At 38.7% G+C, this 22,614-nt stretch carries 22 protein-coding genes; 13 read left to right on the forward strand and 9 right to left on the reverse strand.

The genetic code is table 11. The features are described from left to right. Positions 1-4 precede the first annotated feature (4 nt). Positions 5-3,346 (reverse strand): transcription-repair coupling factor, encoded by a 3,342-nt coding sequence (mfd, locus tag ACVWYN_RS01870; protein WP_457287118.1) that lies wholly within the window; start codon positions 3,344-3,346, stop codon positions 5-7. Positions 3,347-3,423: 77 nt separating this feature from the next. Between mfd and ACVWYN_RS01875 the strand changes: the two genes are divergently transcribed. The 5 genes from ACVWYN_RS01875 (at position 3,424) to ACVWYN_RS01895 (ending at position 7,599) form a co-directional block, all read left to right on the forward strand. Then, positions 3,424-3,735, forward strand: a complete 312-nt coding sequence (locus ACVWYN_RS01875) for a DUF2752 domain-containing protein (RefSeq protein ID WP_457287119.1) — start codon at positions 3,424-3,426, stop codon at positions 3,733-3,735. 11 nt (positions 3,736-3,746) lie between these two features. Continuing rightward, positions 3,747-4,106, forward strand: coding sequence for a TM2 domain-containing protein (locus ACVWYN_RS01880; protein WP_457287120.1), 360 nt, complete (start codon positions 3,747-3,749; stop codon positions 4,104-4,106). Positions 4,107-4,173: 67 nt separating this feature from the next. Beyond that, positions 4,174-5,271 carry a Nif3-like dinuclear metal center hexameric protein gene (locus tag ACVWYN_RS01885; RefSeq protein WP_457287121.1) on the forward strand — a complete coding sequence of 366 codons (1,098 nt, stop codon included), beginning with the start codon at positions 4,174-4,176 and terminating at the stop codon, positions 5,269-5,271. Further along, positions 5,271-6,014, forward strand: a complete 744-nt coding sequence (locus ACVWYN_RS01890; RefSeq protein WP_457287122.1) for a zinc ribbon domain-containing protein — start codon at positions 5,271-5,273, stop codon at positions 6,012-6,014. The genes ACVWYN_RS01885 and ACVWYN_RS01890 overlap by 1 nt, the downstream gene beginning before the upstream one ends. An 85-nt stretch (positions 6,015-6,099) precedes the next feature. Continuing rightward, positions 6,100-7,599: a tetratricopeptide repeat protein gene (locus tag ACVWYN_RS01895; protein ID WP_457287123.1), complete on the forward strand. Its 1,500-nt coding sequence runs from the start codon at positions 6,100-6,102 to the stop codon at positions 7,597-7,599. Here the strand turns inward: ACVWYN_RS01895 and ACVWYN_RS01900 are convergent. From ACVWYN_RS01900 to rsfS, 4 genes are all read right to left on the reverse strand, one after another. After that, positions 7,596-8,678, reverse strand: coding sequence for a 3-oxoacyl-ACP synthase III family protein (locus ACVWYN_RS01900; protein WP_457287124.1), 1,083 nt, complete (start codon positions 8,676-8,678; stop codon positions 7,596-7,598). The two genes, ACVWYN_RS01895 and ACVWYN_RS01900, sit on opposite strands and share 4 nt — an antisense overlap. Before the next feature lie 64 nt (positions 8,679-8,742). Then, the gene (locus ACVWYN_RS01905) at positions 8,743-9,387 is read right to left on the reverse strand and encodes a LutC/YkgG family protein (RefSeq protein ID WP_457287653.1); all 645 of its coding nucleotides are present in this window, start codon (positions 9,385-9,387) and stop codon (positions 8,743-8,745) included. A 55-nt stretch (positions 9,388-9,442) separates the two neighbouring features. Beyond that, entirely contained in the window at positions 9,443-11,467 is a 2,025-nt protein-coding gene (gene ftsH / locus ACVWYN_RS01910) for an ATP-dependent zinc metalloprotease FtsH (RefSeq protein ID WP_457287125.1), read from the reverse strand. Positions 11,468-11,490: 23 nt separating this feature from the next. Next, positions 11,491-11,865 carry a ribosome silencing factor gene (gene rsfS, locus ACVWYN_RS01915; protein WP_457287126.1) on the reverse strand — a complete coding sequence of 125 codons (375 nt, stop codon included), beginning with the start codon at positions 11,863-11,865 and terminating at the stop codon, positions 11,491-11,493. Positions 11,866-11,906: 41 nt separating this feature from the next. Between rsfS and ACVWYN_RS01920 the strand changes: the two genes are divergently transcribed. After that, positions 11,907-12,683: a biotin--[acetyl-CoA-carboxylase] ligase gene (locus ACVWYN_RS01920; RefSeq protein WP_457287127.1), complete on the forward strand. Its 777-nt coding sequence runs from the start codon at positions 11,907-11,909 to the stop codon at positions 12,681-12,683. Between the two features lie 77 nt (positions 12,684-12,760). Beyond that, positions 12,761-13,744 (forward strand): 6-phosphofructokinase, encoded by a 984-nt coding sequence (gene pfkA, locus ACVWYN_RS01925; protein ID WP_457287128.1) that lies wholly within the window; start codon positions 12,761-12,763, stop codon positions 13,742-13,744. On the opposite strand, the gene ACVWYN_RS01930 is transcribed toward pfkA, so the two are convergent. Then, positions 13,739-14,257 (reverse strand): 5' nucleotidase, NT5C type, encoded by a 519-nt coding sequence (locus tag ACVWYN_RS01930; protein ID WP_457287129.1) that lies wholly within the window; start codon positions 14,255-14,257, stop codon positions 13,739-13,741. The two genes, pfkA and ACVWYN_RS01930, sit on opposite strands and share 6 nt — an antisense overlap. 192 nt (positions 14,258-14,449) lie before the next feature. On the opposite strand from ACVWYN_RS01930, the gene ACVWYN_RS01935 reads away from it, so the two are divergent. The 5 genes from ACVWYN_RS01935 to ACVWYN_RS01955 all read left to right on the forward strand — a co-directional run bounded on the left by ACVWYN_RS01935 (position 14,450) and on the right by ACVWYN_RS01955 (position 18,030). Continuing rightward, the gene (locus ACVWYN_RS01935) at positions 14,450-15,016 is read left to right on the forward strand and encodes a 30S ribosomal protein S16 (protein ID WP_457287130.1); all 567 of its coding nucleotides are present in this window, start codon (positions 14,450-14,452) and stop codon (positions 15,014-15,016) included. Positions 15,017-15,102: 86 nt separating this feature from the next. Beyond that, complete coding sequence (rimM, locus tag ACVWYN_RS01940) at positions 15,103-15,630, forward strand: ribosome maturation factor RimM (protein ID WP_457287131.1); 528 nt, start codon at positions 15,103-15,105, stop codon at positions 15,628-15,630. A gap of 11 nt (positions 15,631-15,641) precedes the next feature. Next, entirely contained in the window at positions 15,642-16,319 is a 678-nt protein-coding gene (gene trmD / locus ACVWYN_RS01945; RefSeq protein WP_457287132.1) for a tRNA (guanosine(37)-N1)-methyltransferase TrmD, read from the forward strand. A gap of 164 nt (positions 16,320-16,483) precedes the next feature. Then, positions 16,484-16,831, forward strand: a complete 348-nt coding sequence (rplS, locus tag ACVWYN_RS01950; RefSeq protein ID WP_457287133.1) for a 50S ribosomal protein L19 — start codon at positions 16,484-16,486, stop codon at positions 16,829-16,831. Between the two features lie 83 nt (positions 16,832-16,914). Then, on the forward strand, positions 16,915-18,030 hold the full coding sequence (locus ACVWYN_RS01955) for a mechanosensitive ion channel family protein (protein ID WP_457287134.1): 1,116 nt from the start codon (positions 16,915-16,917) through the stop codon (positions 18,028-18,030). Here the strand turns inward: ACVWYN_RS01955 and ACVWYN_RS01960 are convergent. The 3 genes from ACVWYN_RS01960 to ACVWYN_RS01970 are packed head-to-tail and all read right to left on the reverse strand — an operon-like array spanning position 18,005 to position 21,432. Further along, positions 18,005-18,664, reverse strand: a complete 660-nt coding sequence (locus ACVWYN_RS01960; RefSeq protein WP_457287135.1) for a phosphatidylserine decarboxylase family protein — start codon at positions 18,662-18,664, stop codon at positions 18,005-18,007. The two genes, ACVWYN_RS01955 and ACVWYN_RS01960, sit on opposite strands and share 26 nt — an antisense overlap. Positions 18,665-18,722: 58 nt before the next feature. Next, entirely contained in the window at positions 18,723-19,268 is a 546-nt protein-coding gene (gene hpt / locus ACVWYN_RS01965; protein ID WP_457287136.1) for a hypoxanthine phosphoribosyltransferase, read from the reverse strand. A 1-nt stretch (position 19,269) separates the two neighbouring features. Further along, on the reverse strand, positions 19,270-21,432 hold the full coding sequence (locus ACVWYN_RS01970) for a transglycosylase domain-containing protein (protein WP_457287137.1): 2,163 nt from the start codon (positions 21,430-21,432) through the stop codon (positions 19,270-19,272). 117 nt (positions 21,433-21,549) lie between these two features. Between ACVWYN_RS01970 and ACVWYN_RS01975 the strand changes: the two genes are divergently transcribed. Beyond that, entirely contained in the window at positions 21,550-22,614 is a 1,065-nt protein-coding gene (locus ACVWYN_RS01975) for an Mrp/NBP35 family ATP-binding protein (RefSeq protein ID WP_457287654.1), read from the forward strand.

Below are 22,614 nucleotides of genomic sequence, written 5' to 3' on the forward strand. Positions count from 1 at the left end.
TTACTTATTTAATAACCATTTCGAGCATTTCAACGGCTTCATCTACCGAGTTTAGGTTGTCAAATGCAATCCGTAAGCTATCTTTAACTTCTTTCAAATTGCAAAGACGAGGATGTATTTGAGCAAACAGTAATATTTTATTAAACATGGTGGAATCAAAAAAGGGAGATTGCTTATCTGTAATGAAATAGCCCCTAAGCACTCCTTTTTTAAAGCTTAGCTTTTCAAAGGCCAATTGTTTAGCTACCCATTGCAAACGCAGGACATTTAACATGGTTTTAATTGGGTCTGGTATTGGCCCGAAGCGGTCTTTTAAACTTATTTCAAAAGCTTTTAGCTGGAGCTCATTCTCTATTTTTGAGACTTCAGTATACAGGTTATAGCGTTCTGTAATATTCGTCACATAATCATCAGGGATATATAATTCAAGATCAGTATCTACTTGGGTAAAGGCAACAAAGGGGCGCTCTTTCTCATCCTTAAACAGCTCTTTAAACTCGTCTGATTTTAGTTCCTGTATAGCCTCATCTAAGATTTTGTGGTACATTTCAAAGCCTATTTCTGCAATAAAACCACTTTGTTCAGCCCCCAGTAAGTTACCGCTGCCGCGGATATCCAGATCTCTCATGGCAATATTAAAACCACTGCCAAGATCTGAAAACTCTTCAATGGCGCTTAATCGCTTCCTGGCTTCTGATGTGAGTGTTGACAATGGCGGACTAAGCAGGTAACAGAATGCTTTTTTATTGGAGCGACCTACCCTACCCCTCATTTGGTGTAGATCGCTCAACCCAAACATATGTGCATGGTTAATGATGATGGTATTGGCATTTGGAATATCTAGACCGGCCTCAATAATTGTAGTAGCCACTAAAACATCCTTCTCGCCATTAATGAAGTCTAGCATGACATCTTCTAGCTGGTCGCCATCAAGTTGTCCGTGAGCGATCCCAATCCTCGCCCGTGGCACCAGGGTTTGGATCAATCCACCTAGTTGAGGAAGATCGCTTACACGATTGTGAATGAAGAATACCTGGCCTCCTCTATCCAGTTCAAACTGCACAGATTCTTGTATCAGTTTATCATTAAAAACATGCAGTTCTGTGTTTACTGCCTGCCTGTTTGGAGGTGGAGTGCTCATGATGGAAAGATCTCTAGCGCCCATCAAAGAAAAATGCAGTGTACGTGGAATTGGCGTTGCAGTTAAGGTAAGGGTATCTACATTTACCCGAAGTGCCCTCAATTTTTCTTTTGAAGTTACGCCAAATTTTTGCTCCTCGTCTATAATCATGATGCCAAGGTCCTTGAACTTAACATCTTTACTTAACAATCGGTGAGTTCCAATGATGATGTCTACTTTTCCTTCGGCCACCTTACCCAGGGTTTCTTTTATTTGCTTTGCAGTTTTAAACCTGTTGATATAATCTACCGTGCAGGGAAAATCTTTCAAGCGGCCTGTAAAGGTTTTGAAATGCTGAAGCGCTAGAATTGTAGTGGGTACAAGAATCGCGGCCTGTTTACCGTTTGCTACTGCTTTGAATGCGGCGCGGATAGCGATCTCTGTTTTGCCAAAGCCCACATCACCACATACTAGCCTGTCCATTGGGTGGGGTGCTTCCATGTCCCTTTTAACGTCGTTGGTAGCTTTTACCTGGTCTGGGGTATCCTCATAAATAAACGAAGCTTCGAGTTCTGTTTCCAGATAACCATCAGGGTCAAACGCTGTTCCTACCTGCGCTTTTCGCAATGCGTAAAGCTTGATTAAATCGCGGGCAATGTCTTTAACTTTTTTTTTTGTTGTTTTCTTGAGTTTGTCCCAAGCCTCGGTGCCCAGTTTATTCATTTTTGGTGGAGTGCCGTCTTTGCCGCTGTACTTGGCAATTCTATTTAAAGAATTGATGTTGACATATAGCAAATCATTATCCGCGTATACAAGGCGGATCATTTCCTGAGTTTTTCCATTAACCTCAACTTTTTCAAGGCCGGCATATTTACCAATACCATGGTCTATATGGGTTACAAAATCTCCTGGTTTTAAATCACGAAGTTCTTTTAGAGTAATGGCTTGGCTACGCTGATAACCTCTTTTGAGCTTGTACTTGTAGAAACGGTCAAAAATTTGGTGATCTGTATAAAAAGCAACGTGTTGCTGACGATCGATAAAGCCTTCCCTTAGCGGGATATTGATTGGCGTAAACTTTGCAGTTTTGTCGATATCGTCCAGAATTGCATAAAGGCGTTCTGTTTGCTTTGGAGAAGAGCTGAATATGAAATTGTGTGTTCTTTCTTTTTCGTTTTCTTTGAGGTTATGAATAAGCAGGCTAAAGTCCTTATTGAAGGAAGGCTGTGGCTTTGTATCAAAATGAAAAACGTGGTCTGTTTTATAAAAAAATTGCTTTCCGAATTCGGTAACGACAAACTCCTGAAACATATCTGCCATCATTTTCTCATCTGTAAAAGCAAATTTAGGATCTATCCAATCCTGATTTTCCTGCTTTTCTTTTGCCGATAGGGCTTTCCACAATTCAACCGCTTTTTTATAACCTGTTTTAACAATATCTAAGGTAAACTCTACATCTTTAAACCAGAGTTGGGTGTCGTTGTCAATATAATCGAGGATGCTGATGTTGTTTTCCGTGAGGTATTTTGATTGAACGTTGGGGATCACGACAAGCGTTTTTACATCTTCTACAGAAAGCTGGCTTTCAATTTCAAATGTACGGATGCTTTCGACGATATCTCCAAAGAATTCTACCCGGTAAGGGAGATCGTGGGAGAAAGAAAAGATATCAACAATACCCCCGCGGATAGAAAACTGTCCCGGTTCGTACACAAAATCAGTACGGTTAAAATCGTAGTCTATCAGGAACTCGTTGATAAAATCAATACTCAACTTCATATTGAGGCGAATTTCCAGTGTGTTTTTTTCAAGAACAGTACGGTCTATCACTTTTTCGGCAATTGCTTCAGGATAGGAAACAACTATTTTACCAAACTCAGAGTGGTGGTTAAGCTCGTTAAGCACTTCGGCCCTCGCCAATACATTAGCTGTATCTACTTGCGTAAAATCAAATGCTTTACGAAATGAAGAAGGAAACAATAGAACTTCTTTATCTATGATTCCTTCAAGGTCTGATAGGAAGTATGATGCCTCTTCACGATCTGGCAGGACGAAAAGGATGGGTTTATGAAGGAGGAAATAGGAGGCAACTGAAGCTACAGCATCGGCAGAACCAACAAGTCCTTTTAACTGGATCTTGGTCCCTTTACCCATGTTGAGCGATTTTGCCAAGGCTATGACACGCTCATCTTCCTTATATCTGTTTATCAGGTCGCGGATATTCACATTACAAATGTAATATTTATGATTAGCTTTAGCTGTAACAAAGTAGGCTTTAATCTATCTAAAATAAAAGGGATAAAATGAAAATGCTCAGCTATGTGCCTTTAGAGCTATTGTTTTGGGTGGTAGCAATTGCATTGCTGGCTTTAGCACAGCCGATAGCAACGACTCATGAAAATCATTTTACCTTATGTCCCTTGGCTGCAATGGGATTTGACTGGTGCCCTGGCTGCGGAATTGGAAGGGCGATTACCCAGATTTTTCATGGTAACCTGAATGCGAGCCTAAAGCTGCATTGGTTTGGAATACCTGGATTGTTGATATTAGTATACAGAATTTTGGAGTTGATAAGAATAGAGATAAAGAATTTAAAAAGATTAAAATTAATATAGGAGATAAAGATATGTTTGATTCACCATTTATGTCATTACCAGGCATTACGCCTCAAGAATATTCGTACTTACAAACTGCAACTACTGGGTTTAGCGAACAGCAATTGAGGGGGTTTTTAATGATTTACGGCAGTAAGCGGAGAAATCCGGATGATATGGTGTTGTATTGTATATTGGGATTTTTTATTCCCGGTCTGCCTAGATTTCTTGTTAACCAGATAGGAATGGGGATTCTGTACTTTTTTACCATAGGGCTTTGTTTCATAGGCACTATTATAGATTTAATTAACCATAAAAACCTGGCCTTTGAATACAACCAGCGTATGGTTTTTGAAAGCTTACAAATGGTTAAAATGACAAATTTGCAATAGTAGTAACTATTTGATTCAAAAAATATAATTCAATAGTGGAAGCCATATCTTTTTGTATTTTTAACAGATGAGGTTGTCTGTTTTAATTAAACATCTGGAAGAGTTTGCTCCAGTCCAATACCAGGAAGATTACGATAATTCTGGATTATTGGTTGGCAGTCCTGATCAGGAGGTTCAAGCGGTGTTGGTCGCACTGGATTGTATTGAAGCGGTTGTAGATGAAGCTATTATTTTAGGTTGTGATTTAATAATAACGCACCACCCCGTTGTTTTTAAGGGGCTAAAAAGATTTAACGGTAAGAATTATGTGGAGCGGGTGGTAATGAAAGCCATAAAGAACAATATTGCCTTGTATGCCATCCATACAAATCTGGACCACGTAAATAATGGCGTAAATAAGGTGATTTGTGACCGTCTTGGTTTGAAAAATGCGAAGATATTAAGTCCGAAAAAGAATCTTTTAAAAAAACTAGTTACGTTTTGTCCCACACCACATGCTGATGCTGTCAGGGCTGCATTGTTCGCCGCAGGAGCAGGAAACATTGGCAAATACGCGGATTGTAGTTTCAATGGTGAGGGTATAGGAACGTTTAAAGCAGGAGAAGGGACAGATCCATACGTAGGACAACAAAATGCATTACACCATGAAGCAGAAACACGAATTGAAACTGTGTTTTTGGCTGAGCAACAGCGAAAGGTTGTTCTTGCTTTACTAGAAAATCACCCTTATGAAGAAGTTGCTTATGATATCTACTCACTAGACAACAAAACAGATGCCGTAGGAGCAGGTATGATTGGCTGGCTGGAGCAGGAGATGGATGGAATAGATTTTTTGAGATTTGTAAAAGACAATATGGATGCTGCTGTGATAAGGCACACAACTATTCTTCCTAAGCGGATAAAAAAAGTAGCAGTATGCGGAGGATCTGGCAGTTTCCTTTTGCAGGAAGCGATTGCTGCGGGAGCGGATGCTTTTATTACTGCAGATTTTAAGTACCATGAATTTTTTGACGCAGAGGATAAATTGGTGATTGCTGATATCGGACACTTTGAAACAGAACAATTTACATCTCATTTGTTGATAGATATTATTCAAGAAAAATTTCCTAACTTTGCAATCCGTTTAACGGAGCATAATACAAACCCCGTAAATTATTTGATTTAATGGAACAAACTGTAGAGCAAAAGCTAAAGGCATTGTATGAATTACAAAACCTGCATACTAAAATTGATAAGATCCGTCAGATACGTGGCGAACTTCCAATGGAGGTTGCCGATCTTGAAGATGAGGTTGCGGGCTTAGAAACACGTATACAAAAATTTAAAGCTGAATTGGATGATTCTGAAGATGCTATCGTAACTCGTAAAAATATGATTAAGGAAGCTCAGAACCTGATCAAGAAATACGAAACGCAATTAAAAGAAGTAAAGAATAACCGTGAATATGATGCTTTAACCAAGGAAGTTGAAATCCAGACTTTAGATATTCAGGTTTCTGAAAAGAAGATCAGGGAATTTGGGTTCGATATCGCCGGTAAAACAGAGGTCTATGAAAAAGCAGCTCTTGATATGGAAACCAGAAAGAAAGACCTTGATATAAAGAAAGGTGAATTGGAGACTATTACTTCAGAAACAGAAAAAGAAGAGCAGTCACTTTCTAAGAAAGCAGAAAAAGCAGAGACTCAAATTGAAGAGCGCTTGTTGACGGCTTATAGTAAATTAAGGCGGAATGCCAACAATGGCTTGGCTGTTGTAACAATTGATCGTGATTCATGCTCTGGCTGTTTCAATCAGATTCCTCCTCAACGCCAATTGGATATCCGTCAGCGCAAGAAAATAATTGTTTGCGAACATTGTGGAAGAATCCTTGTTGATGAGGCACTGACACTAGAAGTTGTGCCAGCTTAATAATATTATTTAGTTGAAAAGGGCCGGCTTAATTACCGGCCCTTTTTTTATTGGCTTATTTTATAATTTTTTGGCTTCTTGATGTATGGAAAAAAAATTACTGCCAGGATTAATCCTATTTCTTTGTATTTTCTTATTCCCACTTTTCAGCTTTGCAAAGTTTGATTTTAACGCGAATTGCCTAAACGCTTATGAGCATATTTTTGCGCTTAAATTAAATAGCGCAAAGCAGCTTATTGCACAGGAAAAGAAGAAGAACCCTGATAATGGCATTACTATTCTTCTTGAAAATTATGTGGACTATTTTTACCTGCTAACCAATGATAGCAAGCAGGAGTTTGACAGATTGGAACGTAACAAAAAGATAAGGATTGAAGCTCTTGAGGAGGAAGACAAAAGTTCCCCTTACTACCTGTATGCCCAGGCGGAAATAAACCTGCAATGGGCACTCATACGTGGACGCTATGGAGAATACTTTACAGCTGCACGCGAAATAAAGAAAGCTAATGGGCAGCTTCAGGATAATAGCAAGAGGTTTCCGGCGTTTCAACTCAATAGTAAAGGATTGGGATTAATAAATGCTTTTTTGGGAAATTTGCCAGATGGCATGTTGAAAAGTACATTATCAACTTTCGGAATAAAGGGGGATGTAGAACAAGGCATTGCTATGCTGGAAAAATTGGCAGAAAATTTACCACTGTCTAAATACGAGCCTTTTTATGAAGAGGTTGTGTTTTATTATTCTTTCGTTTTGAACGATATTGCGCATAGCCCTTCTGCATATGTGAAGACGATGAAGTATACCGCCAGAATTAGTAATAGCAGCCTATTGAAAAGCTATCTTCAGGCTTTGGTTTGCAGTAAAAGTGGGCATAATGATGAGGCAATTGCTATCCTTTCTTCACGACCATCTGGAGCCTCTTATCAGGCGTTCCCTTACCTTGATTACCTTGCTGCTTCCGCCAAATTAAATAAGCTAGATTATATCGCTGCTGCGCAGGATTTCCTCCTGTTTTTACAACAAAATAAAGGGGTTAATTACATCAGGGATGCAAACTTAAGGTTGGCTTGGATTGGCTTGCTTAAAGGGGATACAAAGAGCTATAATGCCTATATGGATAAAGTAAAGTCTACCGGGTATAATTATCAGGAAAAGGATAAGCAAGCTTTAAATGAAGCGAATGATACTGCTCCAAATAAGTTGCTATTGAAAGCGAGGTTGCTGTTTGATGGCGGCTATTACGATAAAGCGGCAGATGTAATCTCGGTAAATACTATAAAAGAGTTTTCTGCTGGAAGAGATATAACTGAATATTATTACCGATCAGGACGTATTTTAGATGAAGTCGGGAGGGATAATGAAGCAGTTTCAAGGTTTCAAAATGCGATTAATCAAGGCAAAAATTTAAGATATTATTATGCTGCAAATGCGGCATTACAATTAGGTAAGATCTATGAAAGGCAAAAGAACTTTGCAAAAGCAAGAGCTTTTTACAATACGGCAATACAGATGAAGAATCATGATTACGAAAGTAGTATTGAAACGCAGGCTAAGGCAGGATTGTTAAGAGTAACGGGGAGCTAAAACCGATAAACTACAGCATTAATGTGCATCCCTGCGCCTACGGAAGCAAATACTGCATAATCGCCTTCCTTTATGTTATAGTCTTCCATTTTGCCCTTCAAGACAAGATCTAGTAATGTTGGGATAGTTGCGACAGAGCTGTTTCCTAACCAAGAAATTGTCATTGGCACAAGGTTTTCAGGAATTTCATCCAGACCATATAGTTTAAATACGCGCTTCATAATTGCATGGTCCATTTTTCCATTTGCCTGATGAATGAAAACGGCCTTAATGTCTTTAATACTTATTCCAGCTTTATCTATAGCTCCTTTAACTACTTGAGGCACATTAATTACAGCAAACTCGTAGAGCTTACGCCCATTCATTTTAAGGTATAAATTTCCGTTAGTTTCAGCTGGATTATTACTTTTACCCATTACTAGCAATGACCCATAGGTAGCAGCAAATGTTTGTGATTTATGTGCAATGATGCCGGTAGGTTCATTCGATTTTTTAGCTTCAAAAATTACTGCAGCAGCACCATCAGCAAAGATCATTGTGTCACGATCATGCGGATCTGTTATTCTTGAAAGCGTTTCCGATCCAATTACCATTACTCTTTTTGCATCTCCACTTTGGATAAGGTAGTTTGCCTGGATAACACCCTGAACCCAGCCTGGGCAGCCAAAAATAATGTCGTAAGCTACGCAATCAGGATTTTGGATATTAAGGGTTTGTTTAACTTTTGCAGCAAGAGCTGGAATCATGTTGGTCCTGTTGCTGCCAATAGTAATGTCGCCAAAATTATGGCAGAGGATAATCTGATCAATAGACTCTTTATCAAGACCAGCGCTATCTATGGCATTCTGTGCAGCAACAGCAGCAATATCGCTATTGACTAAATTGTCATCAACATACCTACGTTCGTTGATCTCGGTGATTTCAGAAAACTTCTTAATAATCTCGGTGATATCCTTGTCCAGGATTACACCGTTGTCGTAAAAAGTAGAATTTAAGAAGGCATCACCAGAAACTATCTTTTCAGGGATATAGCTCCCAGTTCCTTTAATAACGGCGTATTTTTTGGATATATTGCTCATTTTGAACCGTAGACTCTTTTGGTATACGGTATAAAATTAAGATAATAATATTAGATATGGAAATTTAAGAAAAATCTTCAACTAAGAAAACGAACAATTCCTTAGGCCCATGGGCACCTAGAACTAGTGTTTTTTCGATGTCGGCAGTTCTGCTAGGGCCAGTTATTGTGCTGATCATAGAGGGGATTTGAGTGCCATACTTATTTTTAATCAAAGTAAAAGCATCTTTTAAATCAAGAACCATTTGGCCGGTTCTTGCGATGACAATATGATGGTGTGGGAAAATACTTAGTCTTCTGCCAGCGGCATTTTGATTTGAAACCATAACTGATCCATTTCTCGCAATGAGGGCTTCACACATAGTTATACCAACATCTGCCAGATGGAAGTCTTTGTCTGTTTTGTAAAATGGAAACTCATAAGTTGAAAGAAGTTCCTGAAGCTCAGGCTCCCAGCAATAGATCTTTCTCCAATTGTATTTATCGGCCAGTTGTAAAATGTTCTCTATAAACTCTAGCCCATTCTCACAATAAATAAAATTGCCAGACACGGCCGTAAGCTGCTCAGCGAAAAGTATGTCGAGATACTCTGTGTTTTCTGAGTATAGTGGGGTGTCTTCTAAATTAGGATAAGGATTATCTCTTTTTTCAAGGAGGGCTTTTCTTACCTTTTTTAGTATTTGTTCTTTAGAGGAGATATTTTCTTGCATGGTAGATAGTTCTGCCGCCATCATCAATAATGGCAGCAGAAATAAATGTTTAGTTTTATGCTTCTACTGGAGTAATCTGTCCCGTGCTTCCTGCAGGGGATTCGGTTCCCGAAATTGAAGTATCAAATAATCGTTTTCCAAAAATCTCTTCTAGATCATCTTTAAACAAAACTTCCTTATCGATTAGTATATCTGCAAGCTTAATCAACTTATCCTTGTTTTCACTTAACAAAGCGATTGCACGTTGATATTGGCTTTCAATTAGATTAGAAATTTCCTTATCAATAGTAATTGCGGTATCTTCAGAGTAAGGTTTTGAGAAATTATATTCTCCCTGTCCGGAAGAATCATAATAAGTAACGTTACCTAGCTTTTCATTCAAACCATATATTGTTACCATTGCACGAGCTTGTTTAGTAACTTTCTCAAGATCGCTAAGCGCACCCGTGGAGATCATATCAAACATTACCTTTTCGGCGGCTCTTCCGCCCATGGTAGCGCACATTTCGTCTAGCATTTGATGTGGACGAACAATAAGCCGCTCTTCCGGCAAATACCATGCGGCTCCCAAGCTTTGTCCGCGGGGCACAATAGTAACCTTGATTAATGGCGCCGCGTGCTCTAATAACCAGCTAACAGTTGCATGACCAGCCTCATGTACAGCGATTGCGCGTTTTTCTTTAGGGGTTACAATTTTATTTTTCTTTTCCATACCGCCTACAATTCTGTCTACAGCATCTAAAAAGTCTTGTTTATCTACAGCGGATTTATTTTTCCTTGCGGCAATTAATGCAGCTTCGTTACAAACATTGGCAATATCAGCTCCTGAGAATCCTGGAGTTTGTTTAGCAAGAAATTCAGTATCCAGGCTCCCGTCCTTTTTAAGCGGCTTTATGTGCACTTCAAAAATTTGTTTACGTTCAATAACGTCAGGTAAATCAACATAGATTTGTCGGTCAAACCTTCCGGCACGCAACAGTGCTTTATCCAATACATCAGCACGATTAGTAGCAGCTAGGATGATTACATGGGTATTGGTTCCAAAACCATCCATCTCAACTAAAAGCTGATTAAGCGTATTCTCTCGCTCATCATTCCCGCCCATCATACTGTTCTTTCCTCTAGCCCGGCCGATTGCATCGATCTCATCAATAAAAATGATACAAGGTGATTTATCTTTAGCTTGTTTAAATAGGTCACGAACACGTGATGCACCAACCCCAACAAACATCTCTACAAAATCAGACCCTGATAGTGAAAAGAATGGTACCTGAGCTTCTCCTGCAACGGCTTTAGCCAATAAAGTTTTACCAGTACCCGGAGAACCAACTAGGAGTGCTCCTTTAGGTATTTTACCACCTAAATCAGTATACTTCTTAGGGTTTTTTAAGAAATCGACAATTTCCATCACTTCTTGCTTTGCCTCTTCAAGACCGGCAACATCATTAAATGTAACGCTTACTTGACTTTCTTTATCAAAAAGCGTGGCTTTAGATTTTCCAATATTAAAGATTTGTCCACCGCCGCCACCAGCGCCACCGCCCATGCGGCGCATAATGAATATCCAAAAGCCAATAAATAGAAGTAAGGGAATGATAACAGTGAAGAACCAAGAATTAAAAGAACTCTGTCTTGTGTCTTTTTCTGCCAATATCTGTTGGTTAGGGGGGATATTCTTTTGGGACTCCCTTAATTGGGTATCCAATGCGTCCATGGACCCCGCAGTAAAAAATACTGTAGGACCGGCATTGGTTCCGAAATTACTTTTAGTCTCATACTGTTTATATTTTGGACTGTTAAGCCTGTCTTTTTTAATATAAACCTCTACTTTAACTAAATCTTCATGCTTGTAGGCCACAAGTTTCTCAACATCTCCAGGCGCTAACATTTGAGTTTCAAATGTTCTGTAAGGAATGGACTTGCTATTATCGGCAGTAAATAAGAATTGCAAAAGGATAATGCCCACAATTATTGCGGCATACACCCAAAATATATTGAATTTTGGGCCTTTTTGTGGTTTTTTAGGGATGTTAGGTAATTTTTTTATCAGCCTGGGCTTTATATTTTGTTTCTCTTCCATTATTAATTAAAAAATGTGAATGATTAAGCGCTTTTGTAAGAAGTAGTCTGGGCATCACCCCACAAATCTTCGATTCCGTAAAATTCGCGTTTTTCGGTTTTAAATATGTGCACAACAATGTCAAAATAATCAAGTATTATCCAATCTGCACTTTCTAATCCTTCCTTGCGCCAAGGATCTTCTTGCGTATTCTTATAGATTTCTTCTTCAACGCCATCAGCTATTGCTTTGACCTGGGTAGAAGAATTTGCACTACAGATGATGAAGTAGTCAGAAACGGAACTATTAAGCTCACGTAAATCAAGTCGAACAATATCGTTACCTTTTTTTTCCTGTATACCATGAACGGCAATTTCTGAGAGGTATGTAGAAAGGTTCCCTATTTTCTTTTTTACCATTAAAATATTTTAATTTTGATAAACAAATATACAATCAACACTTGCAAAATAACACTTTTTCAACATTATTTATCGGCCAAAATCTGATCCATCTGCAAGCAGTTGACTCTACTAATAACTACTTAAAACTATTGATGTCAAAATCCGAGCCATTAGCAGAAGGTACTGTTATTATGGCAGATGATCAATTTGCCGGACGAGGGCAGCAGGGAAATAGCTGGCTCTCTAAACCAGGTCTCAATCTTACCTTTAGTATTTATTTGAGGCCAAATTTTTTGAATGTGGGTGCCCAGTTTTCCCTTAACATAGCCGTTAGCATAGGTATAAGGAATGCATTGTCTACGTTTATTCCCCACGGGATAAGCATTAAATGGCCTAACGACATATATTTCAATGATAAGAAGATTGGTGGGGTATTGATAGAAAACACATTGTTGGGAAGTGGAATAAAATCAAGCATTATTGGCATTGGAATAAATGTTAATCAACAAAGCTTTGAAGAAGATCAGTTAAAACGGGCATCTTCTCTTTCCGAAATTTTACAACAAGATGTTGATTTGATGGAGCTTCTTAATAATATATGTCATGCTATTGAGGTTGAATATTTAAAGCTGAGGGCTGGTAAAGCAGATGACCATCATAGTAATTACCTTAAAAATCTTTACCGTTTTGGAAAACCCTCAATATACAAACAAAAGGAATTGCTTTTTGAAGGGACAATAACTAACGTAATGCAGACAGGGCAATTAGTAATGGTATCAGACGGGGAAGAGCTACTCTTTAACTTTAAAGAGGTAGAATTTTTCGATAACAATTGAAAATTATCAGTAATTTTACCCCCGCATCTTAAATCGGGTTTTTAATAAGGGTCAAAGAATGCAGAACAAAAAGAATAATGAACAAATTAAAACATATAGCGGTACTAACATCCGGAGGGGATGCTCCAGGAATGAACGCTGCAATACGAGCCGTTGTTAGGGCGGCTATTTACTACGATTTACAGGTTACCGGAATTTTAAGGGGATATGAAGGCCTTATTAATGGAGATTTCATCGAAATGGAAAGAAAATCCGTTGCTAACATCATTCAAAGAGGCGGAACTATTCTAAAAACGGCGCGTAGTGATGCTTTCAGAACTAAAGAAGGTAGAAATCAAGCTTTTGAGCAATTGAAATCTAAAGATATTGATGCACTTGTAGTAATTGGAGGAGACGGAACATTTACAGGAGCCAATCTGTTTTCCGAAGAGTTCAACTATCCTATAGTTGGTTTACCCGGAACGATTGATAATGACCTAGAAGGAACAGATTTTACTATAGGCTACGATACCGCTATAAATACAGTGATCAATGCTGTTGATAAAATAAGGGATACAGCAGAATCTCACGACCGACTGTTTATAGTTGAAGTAATGGGTCGTGATTCCGGACTTATTGCTTTAAGAAGTGGAATAGGCGTAGGTGCCGAGGCTATTATGATCCCCGAAGCGAACATGGGCGTTGAAGGCCTTGTAACCAGATTGGAGAGCGGACGTAAAGATAAAGCGTCAAAAATTATCATTGTGGCCGAAGGAGATGAGGTTGGCGGGGCATTTAACGTTGGCGAAGTCTTAAAGCAAAGGTTTCCTACATATGATATTCGGATATCTGTGCTTGGGCATATTCAACGAGGGGGCAAGCCTAGCTGCATGGATAGGGTATTAGCGAGCAGGCTAGGTGTTTCAGCTGTTGAGGGCCTGCTTAACGGACAATCTCGAGATATGGTTGGTTTAAAAAATGGAGAGATCGTTTTCACACCGTTTGATCATGCAATTAAGCACATCGATGCAAAGGAGATAACCCCAGCATGGTTAAAACTAGTAGAGATACTCTCTTTATAAAAGTTTTTCTAAAACCTCACTCCAGTTGCTTACCCTTTCGTAGTCGTTTAAAAGCAAGTTATGGGGTGAGGTAAATAAAAGCTTGCGGCCGTTAAACCCTACAAAATTCTTGGCCCTGTCGTCAATCATCACATCTACATTCACAATTTTGTCGCCACAGAACATAATGTTCTTCCAGCTGATAAAAGGAAAATGTTCCGCTAGCCAATCTAGTTTATCCTCAAGAGAATTCCTAAACTCCATTGCTGCCGACACAATATATACTTCATGGTTTTCCTGAAGTTTTTTAACTGCTTCAATACCCCCATCAATAACAGGCAGATCTCTAAAAAATCCTTTTTCATTAATATACTCGAACCACTTATTGTTGATGTGTTCTGGAACATGGTGATAAAATTCTTTTCCTGGTTCCATGGTTAAGTCTAAAGGCACACCATAATCCTTGTTGTAAAGTTGAATAAACTTGTGTATTGGATCGGCCAATACCTCATCCATGTCAATTGCAATTCTCATTTAAAATTTATTATAGCAAAGATTGTTGATTTCGCCAGATTTAACAAGTTCAAATATCCTGTTTTTAAGACGAAATTGAGGCAATTGAATTTAAAATTATTGCATCTTGCTAATCATTAGGAATTTACTTACTTTTGCATCCCCGCAAGCATGAAGCTCCGGGAACTATGTTGAATACATAAACAAAATACAATGGCAACTAAAATCAGATTGCAAAGATTCGGTAAAAAGGGTAAACCTTTTTTCCACGTAGTGGTAGCGGATTCCCGTTCACCAAGAGATGGTAAATTTATTGAGCGTTTAGGATCTTATAATCCTAACACCAATCCTGCTACCATTGAGCTTAACTTTGATAAAACTTTAGACTGGGTAAACAAAGGTGCTGAACCTACGGATACTTGTCGCGCTATTCTTTCTTACAAAGGTGTTTTGTACAAGAAACACTTAGAAGGCGGTGTTAAAAAAGGAGCATTAACAACTGACCAGGCAGACGCTAAGTTTGCTGAATGGTTAGGTGCTAAAGACAACAAAATTGAAGGCAAAAAAGACAATTTGACTAAATCTAAGGATGAAGTTAAAAAAGCTGCATTAGCTGCTGAAGCTAAGAAAAATGCTGACCGTGCTGCTGCTCTAGCGATCAAAAATGCGCCAGTTGAAGAAGTTGTAGAAGAAACTCCTGAAGTTGAACAAGCTCCTGTAGCAGAAGAAACATCAGAAGAAGCTCCGGCAGCAGAAGCTTCAGAAGAAGAAAAAGCGTAATATTTTTATTATTCTTAATTATAGCGAAGATTTATTCATCAGAACAAATCTTCGCTATTTTTTTATGCAGTTTAATTATATCAACTTTGATACAAGAAGAATCATTTTATATCGGATACATTACCAAAACCAAAGGTTTAAAAGGGGAGGTGCAATTGTACTTCGAATACGACGAGCCAGATTTATTGGATCTTGATGTCGTTTTTGCAGAGATTAGCGGTAAAATGGTTCCTTTTTTCGTATCTTCTTATAAACTCCACACCAACAGTACCGGTAACTTCTACTTTGATGATGTTGATCATATCGATAAAGCTCAGGTGCTCGTTAAAAAGAAAATCTACTTACCATTGGATAAAATGCCAGATCGGTCAGAGGATGAGTTCCATTATAATGATCTAAAGGGCTTTATTGTTTCAGACGAGACTCATGGTGAATTAGGAGAAGTAATAGAAGTCAATGAATATCCTCAACAGTTTGTAGCTACTGTACTTTATAAAAATACAGAGATCATGTTTCCGTTAAATGAGGATATGATCGTGGAAATCGACGAAGAAGAAGAGACTTTGCTGGTTGATCTTCCAGATGGATTACTGGATATTTATCTAAATCCTTAATGTCTTTATCTATGCGTTTTGATATCATAACTGTTTTGCCCGCACTTCTTGAAAGTCCATTTGCGCATTCCATTTTGCAACGTGCCCAAAACAAGGGTATTGCTGAGATCGTTGTCCATAGCCTACGTGATTATGCCAGCAATAAACAAAAAAGCGTAGACGATTACCCTTATGGCGGTGGAAGTGGCATGGTTATGTCTATCGAGCCATTTGCCAAATGTATTGAATTATTGAAATCGCAGCGCGAATACGATGAGGTAATCTTTATGAGCCCGGATGGTGTAACCTTCAATCAGACCGCAGCAAATGAATTATCAGGACTTAAAAACATTCTGGTGCTTTGTGGGCATTATAAAGGAATAGACCAGCGGATAAGGGATCTCTATGTTACAAGAGAAATATCCATTGGAGATTATGTATTGTCAGGAGGAGAGCTTCCTGCTGCAGTCGTGGTAGACGCTATTATAAGGCTCATACCGGGAGTTTTAAACGACGAGACATCTGCATTGTCAGATAGCTTTCAGGGAGAGCTACTGGACGCGCCTGTATACACCAGGCCCGCCAACTGGAATGGAAATAAAGTACCTGACGTGTTGCTTAGCGGACATGAGGCTAAAATAAATGAATGGCGACATGAGCAGGCATTGCTACGTACGCAAGCCCGCAGGCCTGATTTGCTGGAAGATTAAATATTACTCAATAAACTAGTTATTTCCCCCGTTAAACGCAGCAAACATGTGGAAATAATAAAGATTGTGGAAAAAAATAAAATAGACTTTTATTTATAAAATAAAATTCCTAATATTGCAGTCCGATTTTAAACAACAAAAAGTCGGCTTAATAGCTTAAAATCATGGATTTAGTAAAATTTGTTGAAGAGCAGGTAATCGCAAAAAATGAGTTTCCTGCATTCAAATCAGGAGATACAGTGAGTGTTCACTATAAGATTCGCGAAGGTAATAAAGAGCGTATCCAAATTTATCAAGGTGTAGTATTGCAACGCAATAGCGTTGGTGCTAACGAAACGTTTACCGTTCGTAAGATGTCTAATGGTGTTGGGGTTGAACGTATTTTCCCAATCAACTCTCCAAACATCGCTAAGGTAGAAGTACATAGCCATGGTAAAGTTCGCAGATCAAAATTATTCTATCTGCGTGAACTTACTGGTAAAGCAGCACGTATCAAATCTAAAAGGGTATAATCTTTTAGTGAATAATATATTAACCTTCTCGAATCAATCGGGGAGGTTTTTTTGTGTGTAAAATCTTAAGCATGACACTCAGCATGAACAGTAAATTCTTTGAACAAATATTCTGGGGGAATACAATTAAGGATTATTGCCTCTTTGCTGTAATAATATTACTGGGGCTAGTTTTCAAGCGCATTATTTCACGTATACTGAGCTTGTTACTTTTCAGGCTTTTCAGAAACTTTGCTGCAGACGTAGAAGATGGCAAATTTGTTTCCCTCCTCTTAAAACCTATTGAGCTATTTATTCAATTAACTACGTATTATATAGCCATTAATCAACTTAAGCACCCCCTTGATGTAAGGGTGTTTAGTAATGCCGGACAAATCCATAAAACGAAGCTGCCAGTTGAAGTATATCTTGGACAGGTTATAGATAAAGTATTTCTCTTCCTTATCATTCTTTCTATATTCTGGATTGTCCTGAGGATCATAGATTTTGTAGCCCACGTGTTAACATACAAAGCAACTATTACTGAAAATAAGGCAGATGATCAGTTGGTTCCTTTCCTTAAAGAGCTGACTAAAACCATTGCGTGTTTTATTGGCTTTTTTGTGCTTTTAGGCTACGTGTTCGAAATAAATGTGCTTACCCTAATAACAGGTCTTGGCATTGGCGGTATAGCCGTAGCATTAGCCGCAAAAGAGAGCCTCGAAAACCTGATCGGCTCATTTACAATCTTCCTTGATAAACCGTTCACAGTAGGGGATGTAGTGAAGGTAGATGGAATTGAAGGAACAATTGATAAAGTGGGCTTTAGAAGCACCAGGATCATTAGTCCGGATAAAACAACCATTATCATACCCAACAGGGCGATGATTGATGGAGTACTTGAAAACGTGACAAGGCGAAATTATCAAAGAATCCTTTTTATGATTGGCTTAAGCTATGCTACACAAGAGGAAACTATAAAAACAATTGTAAATGACATAACAAACTTGTTGAAGGAACACCCCCAAATACAAGATGGATCAGCAAGACTGGAGGCCTTTGGCGAATCCTCATTAAATATTCAAGTAATTTATTTAGTGCCAAATGAAAGTGCTGTAACTCCTGCCGAAATCAAAGAAGAAATCAATTTTAAAATTATAGGAATAGTGCAGAAGAACGGTGCAGATTTCGCAGTTAAGCCAATTCAGCTAAGACAGTGATACCACCCTTTACAACCTGATTTAATTCCAGGTTTACTTTTGTACCTAGTGGCAGATATATGTCTACTCTTGAGCCAAACTTTATAAAGCCGAATTCTTTGCTTTGTTCAACAAGATCACCTTCTTTAACGTACCATACAATTCTTCTTGCAAGTGCACCTGCAATTTGTCTGAATAGTATTGGGATGCCATTTTCATGTTCAACTACAACAGTTGTACGTTCATTTTCAGTAGAAGATTTAGGATTCCAGGCCGCTAAGTATTTCCCAGGGTGATATTTAAAAAACTTGACTACACCAGAGATGGGGTTTCTATTGATGTGTACATTAACAGGCGACATAAATATGGATACCTGTAACCTCTTATCTTTAAAATATTCTCCTTCTTCCGTTTCTTCAATTACCACAACTTTACCGTCTGCCGGACAAATTACCAGGTTGTTACCCGATGTAAATGAACGTGAAGGATTTCTAAAAAATTGCAGCACAATAAGAAATAATGAAACTGAGAATATATAAGCTAACCAACGCAGCCAGGTAATATCAGCAAACCTGTAGTCTATAATTGCGTTAAGGACAAATATAAAGAGCAGCGATACTGCAATAGTGGTGTAACCTTCCTTGTGTATGGTCATTTCTTAGAATTATGTAAACATTGCAAAATTGTGAAAAATAATTGGATAAAGCGCCTGCTCAGCTAACAGTTTTAGCTCTGTAAATATCTTTTAAATTTCTGCCAAGGCCGTTATAGTCTAGCCCATAGCCTACAACAAACTCATTGGCGATCTCAAAACCTACATATTCCAGCTCTTCAATTGGAGCTTTTAATGCTTTTAGCTTTAAAAGCAAAGCGCAAACCTTTACCGATGCTGGTTTCTGCTTATAGATTTCAGCAATAATGTAATCCAACGTAAAGCCGGTGTCCACAATATCTTCAACAATAATTACATCCCGCTCAAATAGATCAGTAGGCAGACCAAAAGCTTGTTTAATTTTACCAGAACTTTCTGCCCCTTCGTAAGAGGAGACTTTAATAAAGCCAACCTCACAAGAGACAGTAATCTCCTTTAACAGGTCTGCCATAAACAAAAAGCTTCCATTAAGCACCCCAATAAAAATGGGGCAACGATTTTCGTAATCAACATTTAACTGAATGCCAATTAATCGGGTTCGTTTGCAGATGTTGTCATTTTCCAACAAAATCTCAAACTCCTTATCTTCTATTTGAATGGTGTTCATGCTATCCGTTTTCCTTAGTTTGTTTTTCCAGTTCTTTCTCCTTTTTCTTCTGGTCTCTCTTCTCTTGTCGCAACTGTTTTTTTGTCTTAACGGTATCTGCCTGTGGCAATGATTGCTTGGTTGTACTGTCTGGTTTAGACCCGAAAAGACGATCGAAAAGATTCTTAGACTGATCCTGAGTTTCTACTGGAGGTAGCGGGTCCTCACTATCCAGCATATTAGTGTCTATAGCTACAGAATCCGGCAACAGATACTGTCGCAGGCCCTCTCTAAGCCTAACATTATAAAAACCATACCCACTTGTATCCGATGGGGTAAGACCCCTTCTGGCCATAATATTTCCAATGTACTGGAAGTAGTTGTACATATAGTCTTTCAATCCACCCTGTCCTGTAAATTTATACAAAGCAGCTTTTGGTCGGGGCACTATATTGGCCAAAAATATACCTTCGCCAATATTCAATTCAGCAGGTGTTTTACCGAAATAGTGCCGAGTAGCTTCTCCAATACCATACACATTTTGCCCCATTTCTATTATGTTGAAATAAACCTCCAGCATGCGATTTTTGCTGATTAGTCTATTGTTCTCAATTAACCATACAATGAGAATTTCTTCTGCTTTACGAGCCAGTGTTTTCTTTCTGCTTAGAAAAACATTTTTAACCAATTGCATAGAAATGGTACTTCCTCCACGTACAAACTTCTTTTCCTTGAAGTTTACTGCAAAAGATTTACGAATAGATTCCAGCACAAATCCCTTATGGGAAAAAAACGAAGGATCTTCTGATGTCAGTATGGCATTTTTAAAATTACTTGATACCTCAGAAAGCGGCGTATAGTTTGGGTTTGATGGCCCAATCATAATATTACGCATCGGTTTTCCATACTCGTATGGCGTGTAAACAAAAGGTTCGTTTATCTTTTGAAGATTAGTTTTACCCCATTTCACAATTTTAAAGTTATAGGGGATAAGGCCAGAATCAAACTTAACACTATCCGGGCGTGAACTATCCAGGTAAAAGTTTAATGCATATTTTACTTTTCCGCTAACTTTTAAACCTTCCAACGATTCAAATAAACCTTGTGGAAAGGCGTTCAATATTTCCTGCGCATCTTGCTCAGGGGCATTTAGCTTAACCTCATAAATTTTATTCGGACTCAATGTATACTTGAGGTAAGGGTGAATCTCGGCCTTTTTTAAAAACACAGTCGACGTACTGTCAAGCGCTACGTAATTTGGTCCAACCAAAAGCGCAGCCTCAATCCTGGCTTCAGGAACAACAATGTCATTCGCAGCAATCTTTGCATGGTTTATCAACAAGTTTTTAACAGACCATGAGCCCTCAATCTTATAATCATCTCCGCTATATTCTGCGCCTTTTAAAACTGTTCTTATGGTATCAAAGCTAAACTTAGCATGTAATCTGTTGTTCAAATAGGGCAATTCAACTTTTTTATTGTCTGCAAACACCATGACGTCAAAATGCCTGCTTCCCGCTCTTACTTCTCCATCTACATGCCAGGTAGACTCTGTATCGTTTACTTTAATGGTAGACTTAAGCACCCCACTCTTTATTGTTGCCGTTGTGGTGAGAAAGGAAAGTTTTGCGGTGTCATTGTCATTAACTGCCAGCATCAGATTTTTGATTTCCATATCATCTGGCACCTTGTAAAGTATCTGGTTCAGTAAGTTGCTGGCAATTTTAGAGAGCTCCAGCTTAGATTTATCATTTGTATTGTCCTTCTTTTTCCGCTTTAGAATAAAATCTATATTACTAATTGAATCCCTAAACACAAGATTAATCTTGCCATCACTTAAGGCCATCTCAGATAGCTTTACGTTCCCAAAAAGTAGTGGAAACAATTTCACGCCAATGGTCAAGTCTTTTATGTTACCAAGGGTATCGCGTTCTTTTGGTACAATTGAAATATTAGTCATGCGCACAGTACTTAGTCCGCTAAACCCAGCTTCCCCAATTTTCACTTCCAGATCGTAATCTTTATCAGCTTTTTTAATAGCCTTTGCAATCATTGTTCTAAGTAAAGTCTCTCTTTTGCTGTAGGCGATGCTTCCTGCTATTACAGTGAGGAGGATAAGTATCCCTAAAACCCAGGCACCGATCTTCAGGTACTTTTTAGGGATAGTAATTTTTGGAGGCCGCATGTTGTAAATTAGGTGTTTAATGCTAAACGTTCAATACAAACTAAAAGTTTATTTGCGATAAAATTACAATAAAATGGGGCATATAAAATTAAATAAGGGCTAAATTTGCTGTTAATGATGATAAGTCCAGAACAAGTGCTTTCTGCGCTAAGAAATGTAGAAGACCCGGATCTAAAGAAAGACCTGGTTACCCTTAACATGATCAAGGATCTCCAGATTGAAGGCAATAACGTTAATTTTACATTAGAGTTAACTACACCTGCGTGTCCGATGAAAGAGATGCTTAAAAACGCCTGCAATAATGCGGTAAAGCATTTTGTAAGTAAAGATGCTGTGGTAAACATTAATGTAACCTCAAGAGTTACTAAGCCAATGGATACCACTCAGCTTAAGGACATTAGAAATATTATCCTTGTCTCCTCAGGAAAAGGCGGCGTTGGTAAATCTACTGTCGCAAGCAACCTGGCAGTAACACTTGCTGCTGAGGGTGCTAAAATCGGATTAATAGACGCAGACATCTATGGCCCGTCTGTACCAACCATGTTTGATCTTGTTGGCGCCAAGCCGTCTGCCAGGGAAACTGAAGATGGCAAAACACTTATTTTGCCAATAGAGAAGTACGGGATCAAACTATTATCTCTTGGCTTCTTTGCCGATCCCGATCAGCCTGTACCATGGCGCGGACCAATGGCTTCTAATGCGGTAAAACAATTGTTTAATGATGCCGACTGGGGAGAACTGGATTACCTTATTGTAGACCTTCCACCGGGCACTGGAGATATACACATCACCATTACACAAAGCTTTCCTATCGCAGGGGCTGTTATCGTAACCACACCACAACAAGTGGCATTGGCAGATACCCGTAAAGGATTGGCAATGTTTAGAATGCCTGGTATTAATATCCCTGTATTAGGTGTTATTGAAAACATGGCCTATTTTACACCGGCAGAACTTCCAGAAAATAAGTACTACTTATTCGGAAAAGACGGGGGTAAGCAGCTCGCCACGTCCTTTAATGTGCCTTTCCTTGGAGAGATCCCATTGGTGCAAGGAATCTCTGAAGCTGGCGATAGCGGTTCTCCAATAGCTTTGAGCAGAGAAAACTTACTTAGTAAAACATTTTCAGAAATTGCTGGCAGAGTAGCACAGCAGATCGCGATAAACAACGCAATCGCCTAA

It is taken from the genome of Pedobacter sp. UYP24 (genome assembly GCF_054057295.1).